This window comes from Mycobacterium sp. (assembly GCF_035506235.1).
Lineage (GTDB): Bacteria > Actinomycetota > Actinomycetes > Mycobacteriales > Mycobacteriaceae > Mycobacterium.
The window spans coordinates 1-6,461 of the sequence record NZ_DATJPU010000282.1 but is presented as its reverse complement, the minus strand read 5'-3'; the positions used below and the strand labels follow the sequence as shown (position 1 = coordinate 6,461).

6 protein-coding genes and 1 pseudogene are annotated in these 6,461 nt (G+C 68.3%); 6 read left to right on the top strand and 1 reads right to left on the bottom strand.

The window, feature by feature from the left end:
• The 3 genes and pseudogenes from VMD50_RS26605 to VMD50_RS26595 form a co-directional block, all read left to right on the top strand.
• Positions 1-297 (top strand): annotated as a pseudogene (locus tag VMD50_RS26605) (hypothetical protein); the annotation flags it as partial.
• Positions 298-345: 48 nt separating this feature from the next.
• Complete coding sequence (locus VMD50_RS26600) at positions 346-1,437, top strand: methyltransferase (protein ID WP_325432403.1); 1,092 nt, start codon at positions 346-348, stop codon at positions 1,435-1,437.
• A 200-nt stretch (positions 1,438-1,637) separates the two neighbouring features.
• A complete protein-coding gene (locus tag VMD50_RS26595) occupies positions 1,638-2,051 on the top strand; it encodes a hypothetical protein (RefSeq protein ID WP_325432401.1) in 414 nt (137 codons plus the stop codon).
• 71 nt (positions 2,052-2,122) lie between these two features.
• Here the strand turns inward: VMD50_RS26595 and coaA are convergent, their stop codons facing one another.
• On the bottom strand, positions 2,123-3,061 hold the full coding sequence (gene coaA, locus VMD50_RS26590) for a type I pantothenate kinase (RefSeq protein WP_325432399.1): 939 nt from the start codon (positions 3,059-3,061) through the stop codon (positions 2,123-2,125).
• A gap of 128 nt (positions 3,062-3,189) precedes the next feature.
• On the opposite strand from coaA, the gene glyA reads away from it, so the two are divergent.
• The 3 genes from glyA to VMD50_RS26575 form a co-directional block, all read left to right on the top strand.
• Positions 3,190-4,470 (top strand): serine hydroxymethyltransferase, encoded by a 1,281-nt coding sequence (gene glyA, locus VMD50_RS26585; RefSeq protein ID WP_325432397.1) that lies wholly within the window; start codon positions 3,190-3,192, stop codon positions 4,468-4,470.
• 85 nt (positions 4,471-4,555) lie between these two features.
• Complete coding sequence (locus tag VMD50_RS26580; RefSeq protein ID WP_325432395.1) at positions 4,556-5,383, top strand: acyl-ACP desaturase; 828 nt, start codon at positions 4,556-4,558, stop codon at positions 5,381-5,383.
• A 271-nt stretch (positions 5,384-5,654) separates the two neighbouring features.
• The coding region (locus VMD50_RS26575; RefSeq protein ID WP_325432393.1) for a PhoH family protein at positions 5,655-6,461 on the top strand (807 nt) is incomplete at its 3' end.

Genomic DNA, 6,461 nt, shown 5'->3' with positions numbered 1-6,461 from the left:
AACGAACTCAAGGCCGTCCTCGCCGACGGTATCGCGCGGCTAAAGCCCCGCAACGCGGGCGATTTCGGCACCACCGAGGAGTGGCGTTACTACAACTCGCTGTACTTCCCCTACGTCGTCGGCGTGCGCGCGTACGCGCAGAACGCCACCGCCGCCGGACTGGATCCGACCGCCCGGCAGGCCTGGCAGTGGTTGGTCACCGAGGTCCCACAGCGCTCGCTGCACAACTGGCAAAACGCCGCGGCCCGGCTGATCGCCGCCGATCTGCGCGGGGTCAGCTTGACGCGACGGGCCTAACGCGCGGAGTTACGCTCGCGGACGAAGATTCCGACGCAAGGGGCAGTGATGGCTTCGTCCAAGATTCCGCCGGCAAAGGTCGTCCGGGCGGTCGAGGTGGTCAGGCATCACCTCAGTCGGCTGCACGCCCGGACATTCCCCGCTCCCGCCGCGCTGATGGAAATGGTCATGAACGCCTGGGTCGCGCAGGCGATCACGGCCGCCGCCGACCTCGGCATCGCCGATGCGCTGGCCAACGGGCCGCTGTCGGCGGAGGACCTTGCGGCCGCGGTCGATGCGGACCCCGACGCGTTGACCCGACTGCTGCGGGCACTGATCTCGCGTGGGATCTTTCGCCGGCGCCGCGACGGCCGCTACGACCTCACTCGGCTGGCGCAACCCCTTCGTCGTGACGCCGACGTTTCCCTGGCGGCGTGGGCCAGGTGGATGGGTTCGCCCGAGAACCGTGAGCATTGGAGTCACCTGAGCGAAAGCCTCCGTCACGGCGAGTGCATCGCCTGCCAGGTGCGGGGCCAATCCCTCTTCGAGTACCTGGCCGGCCGGCCCGAATTGCAGGAAATCTTCAACCAGGCCATGACCGGCGTCTCCGAGATCTCGATCGCCCCGCTCGTCGCCGCGTACGACTTCAGTCCGTACGCCACCATCGTCGACGTCGGGGGCGGCCGGGGCCGGTTGCTGGCCGCGATGCTGACCGCCGCGCCGCGGGCGCGCGGTGTCCTGTTCGACCAACCGCACGTCGTGATCGACGCCCCGGCCGAGCTTCGCAAACACCGGGTGTTGGACCGGGTTCGGATCGCCGAGGGATCGTTCTTCGACGACGACATACCAGCCGGCGGCGATGCATACGTTCTCAAGAACGTGATCCACGACTGGCCCGACGAGCAGGCCGTGCGCATCCTGTCCAATGTGCGTGCGTCGTCTGGCCCGGGCAAACATCTGCTACTGGTCGAACTCGTGATTCCGGCACACAACCGCGAATTCGCGGGTAAGTGGCTGGACCTGGAAATGTTCGTCAGCGCCACCTCGCGTGAGCGCACCGCGGACGAGTACGGTCGGCTGCTGGACCGCGCCGGGTTTCAGTTGAGTCGGGTGGTGGAGACGGTGTCACCGTTCAGCGTCGTGGAGGCGGTCGCCGTCTAGTCTCCCGGCGACCGATGGCGCCACCGACCCCACGTTTCGGGACACCTTTGGCCTTGATGGCGCCGACGGGGAATAGTACGACGAACTCCCTGGTCGTTGTACCCGTGGCAGCAATTGGCAGCGCCACGAGTCGATCTGGCAGTGCTCTGGCGGCACGCTCAAACCTGTTCGACCCAACCGCCATCGCTAGGAGTGATCCCATGACCGCAGTTCCCGGTCTTCCAACCCGACCCCTGTACGACTCGACCGACTCGCTGCTGCGCTTCGTCATGCGCGCCGACGCGACCCTGACGGGACTGTGCGGCTTGACCGTCGCCTTCTTCGCCGACCCGATTTCGTCGCTGACGGGGCTGACCTCGGGCCAGGAGTATGCGTTGGGCGCGTTCTTCGTGCTCGGCGGCCTGGCCGTGTTCAGCCTGGCGGCGGCGCCGAACCTGCGCCGCGTGGGGATCGGCATCGTCGCGGCCAACATCGTCTTCACGCTGGCCGCGATCGTGGCCGCCGAAGCCGTGCCCATGACCCCGACCGGGGTCGCCGCGACGCTGGCCACGGGCGTCTACACCGCGGCGTTCGCGGGCCTGCAGTACCTGGGAGTGCGTCGCCTCACGACGTAACCTCCCCCGCCGGTGCGGGGCGCCGCCGAACGGTGGTCGTCTCCGCGCCGGCTCTGCGCCTTCGGCGCCGCTCAGAGCTTGCGCAACCTGAGCCGGTTGATGGAGTGGTCGGCGTCCTTGCGCAGCACCAGGGTGGCGCGGGGGCGGGTGGGCAGGATGTTCTCGACCAGGTTGGGCCGGTTGATCGACCGCCAGATCTCGCGTGCGGCGGCGACCGCCTTGGTGTCGTTGAGGGCCGAGTAGTGGTGGAAGTGCGATTCCGGGTCGGCGAAGGCCGTGCCGCGCAGGGACAGGAACCGTGACACGTACCACTGCTCGATGTCTTCGATCCGGGCGTCCACGTACAGCGAGAAGTCGAAAAGGTCCGACACCATCAGGGTCGGACCGGTCTGCAGGACGTTGAGGCCCTCGAGGATCAAGATGTCGGGATGGCGGACGACGTGCTTGGCCCCGGGGATGATGTCGTACTTCAGATGCGAGTACACGGGCGCGCACGCGTAGTCGGAACCGGATTTGACCGACGTCACGAACCGCAGCAGCCCACGGCGGTTGTAACTCTCCGGAAAACCCTTGCGGTGCATTAGGTTTCGACGATCGAGCTCGGCGTTCGGGTACAGGAAACCGTCGGTGGTGACCAGGTCTACCCGGGGGTGGTGATCCCAGCGGGCCAGCAGCGCCTGCAGCACGCGGGCGGTCGTCGATTTGCCGACCGCCACGCTGCCGGCCACCCCGATGACGAACGGCACCGGCCGGTCCGGGTTTTGCTGCGGTTCGCCGAGGAATTCGGCGGTGGCGGCGAACAGGCGCTGGCGGGCGGCGACCTGAAGGTGGATGAGCCGGGCCAGCGGCAGGTAGACCTCCTCGACCTCCAGCAGGTCGATCTGCTCACCGAGACCGCGCAGGCCGACCAGTTCCTCTTCGGTGAGGGCCAGCGGCGTCGACATACGAAGCGCACGCCATTGCTTCCGGTCGAACTCCACATAAGGGCTCGGCTCGCTAAGCCGCGGCATGGTGCCAAGTGTTGCAGGGGCGCACGCGCGCCCGACGGCTGGGCTGGCTAAAACCCGCGCTGGATAGACTGGCGCCCGTGACTGCCGCACCTGACGCCCGTACCGCTCGCCCCGGCACAGCCTCCGTTATGTCAGCGCCGCTCGCCGAGGTCGATCCCGACATCGCCGAGCTGCTCGACAAGGAATTGCACCGGCAACGGGACACCCTGGAGATGATCGCCTCGGAGAACTTCGTGCCGCGCTCGGTGCTTCAGGCGCAGGGCAGCGTCCTGACCAATAAGTACGCGGAGGGTTTGCCGGGCCGGCGCTACTACGGCGGGTGCGAGCACGTCGACGTCGTGGAGAACATCGCCCGCGACCGGGCCAAGGCCTTGTTCGGTGCCGAGTTCGCCAACGTCCAGCCGCATTCGGGCGCCCAGGCCAACGCCGCGGTGCTGCACGCCCTGATGTCGCCCGGGGAGCACCTGCTCGGCCTGGACCTGGCCAACGGCGGCCACCTGACCCACGGTATGAAGCTGAACTTCTCCGGGAAGCTTTACGACGCCGGCTTTTACGGCGTCGACCCGACGACCCACCTGGTCGACATGGACGCGGTGCGGGCCAGGGCGCTCGAGTTCCGGCCCAAGGTGATCATCGCCGGCTGGTCGGCCTACCCGCGGATCCTCGACTTCGCCGCGTTCCGGTCGATCGCCGACGAGGTCGGCGCCAAGTTGTGGGTGGACATGGCGCACTTCGCCGGGCTGGTCGCGGTCGACCTGCACCCGTCGCCGGTGCCGCACGCCGACGTCGTGTCCACGACCGTGCACAAGACGCTCGGCGGCGCCCGTTCCGGCATGATCCTGGGCAAGCAGGAGTACGCCAAGGCCATCAACTCGGCGGTGTTCCCGGGCCAGCAGGGCGGCCCGCTGATGCACGTCATCGCGGGCAAGGCGGTCGCGCTCAAGATCGCCACCACCCCCGAGTTCGCCGACCGCCAGCAGCGCACGCTGTCCGGGGCGCGCATCGTGGCCGACCGGCTGCTGGCGGCCGACGTGGCCAAGGCCGGCGTCTCCGTGGTCAGCGGCGGCACCGACGTGCACCTGGTGCTGGTGGACCTGCGCGACTCGCCGCTGGACGGCAAGGCGGCCGAGGACCTGCTGCACGAGATCGGCATCACCGTCAACCGCAACGCCGTCCCCAACGACCCGCGGCCGCCGATGGTGACGTCGGGCCTGCGGGTGGGCACGCCGGCGCTGGCCACCCGCGGCTTCGGGGACGCCGAATTCACCGAGGTGGCCGACATCGTCGCCACCGCGCTGGCGAGCGGCCAAAGCGTAGACGTGCCGGCGCTGCGGCAGCGGGTGACGCGTCTGGCCAGGGAATTCCCCCTGTACGAGGGCCTGGAAAGCTGGACGCTGGTCGACAGCTGAGCGCATTAGGGACCAAAGTCACCAATCGGCGGCGACACGCGCCAGCAATTTCACCGAACCTGTACCTGCGGGTTACAGTAACCGCATGGCACAGAAACCTGTTCCTAACGCGCTGACCCTCGAACTCGAGCCCGTCGTCGAGCGGCTCATGGACAACCACCTCAACACCGAGGACATCTGGTTCGCCCACGACTACGTGCCGTTCGACCAGGGCGAGAACTTCGCGTTCCTCGGCGGCCGCGACTGGGACCCGTCCCAGGCGTCGCTGCCCCGGATCATCACGGACGCCTGCGAGATCCTGCTGCTGCTCAAGGACAACCTCTCCGGCCACCACCGCGAGCTCGTCGAGCACTTCATCCTCGAGGAGTGGTGGGGCCGCTGGCTGGGCCGCTGGACCGCCGAGGAGCACCTGCACGCCATCGCGCTGCGCGAGTACCTGGTGGTGACCCGCGAGGTCGACCCCACCGCCAACGAAGAGGCCCGCGTCCAGTACGTGATGAAGGGGTACCGCGCCGACACCTACTCCCAGGTCGAGACCCTGGTCTACATGGCCTTCACCGAGCGCACCCACGCAGTGTTCTGCCGCAACCTGGCCGCCCGGATCGAGGAGCCCGTACTGGCCGGCCTCATCGACCGGATCCGCAGGGACGAAGAGCGCCACGAGCACATGTTCGCCAGCCTCGTCGCGCACTGCCTCTCCTACACCCGCGACGAGACCATCGCGGCGATCGCGGCGCGGGCGGCGGATCTCCAGGTCGTGGGCGCCGACATCGACGCGTACCGGGACAAGGTGCGCCACGTCGCCGACGCGGGCATCTTCACCCCCGAGGACCTGCGCCAGGCGATCTCCGGCCGCATCACCGAATGGGGTGTGGCCGACGAGCCAGCGCTGAGACAATTCAGCGCCAGTTAACGTCGGTTAAGCCGAATTTCACCAAACCGGTCGCGGGCCCGCGGCCGGTTTTTGGTGTCGCCGTGTCGGTCTCGGCGCGCCTGCCCGGCGGCCGAGCGGCCACGAGAGTAGCGTCGTTCCCGATGGCCAGCGACATGCTTTGCTGCCAGGGCGGCACCTCCCGTCACTACTCCGGTAGTTCTAGGCAGGACCGGCCCCGGTCCTGGTGCTGCGGCTCCCGCCGACATGCCTGTGCGGGGCCGCGCGGGCTTACCCGCTCGAGGAGCGCTTCGTGACCGATATCCGGACCTATGTGCTCGACACCTCCGTGCTGCTGTCCGATCCGTGGGCGTGCAGTCGGTTCGCCGAACACGAGGTGGTGGTGCCGCTGGTGGTCATCAGCGAATTGGAGGCCAAACGCCACCACCACGAACTGGGCTGGTTCGCCCGTCAGGCCTTGCGCCTGTTCGATGATCTCCGGCTCGAGCACGGACGGCTGGATCAGCCGATTTCCGTTGGGACACAAGGCGGGTCGTTTCACGTTGAACTGAACCACACCGACCCGTCGGTGCTGCCCGCGGGCTTTCGCACCGACAGCAACGACTCGCGGATCCTGAGCTGCGCCGCCAACCTCGCCGCCGAGGGCAAGCGAGTCACGTTGGTCAGCAAGGACATTCCACTGCGGGTGAAGGCCGCCGCGGTGGGCCTGTGCGCCGACGAATACCACGCGCAGGACGTCGTGGTCTCCGGTTGGTCGGGGATGCACGAGATCGAGACGGCCGCCGAGGACATCGACGCGCTGTTCGCCGACGGCGAGATCGACCTCGTCGACGCGCGGGACCTGCCCTGCCACACCGGAATTCGTCTGCTCGGCGGCAGTTCTCACGCGCTGGGCCGGGTCACCGCGGCCAAACGCGTGCAGCTGGTTCGCGGCGACCGCGAGGTGTTCGGGTTGCGCGGCCGTTCCGCCGAACAGCGCGTGGCGCTCGACCTGCTGCTGGACGAGTCGGTGGGCATCGTGTCGCTGGGCGGCAAGGCCGGCACCGGCAAGTCGGCGCTGGCGCTGTGCGCGGGTCTCGAGGCGGTGCTCGAACGGCGC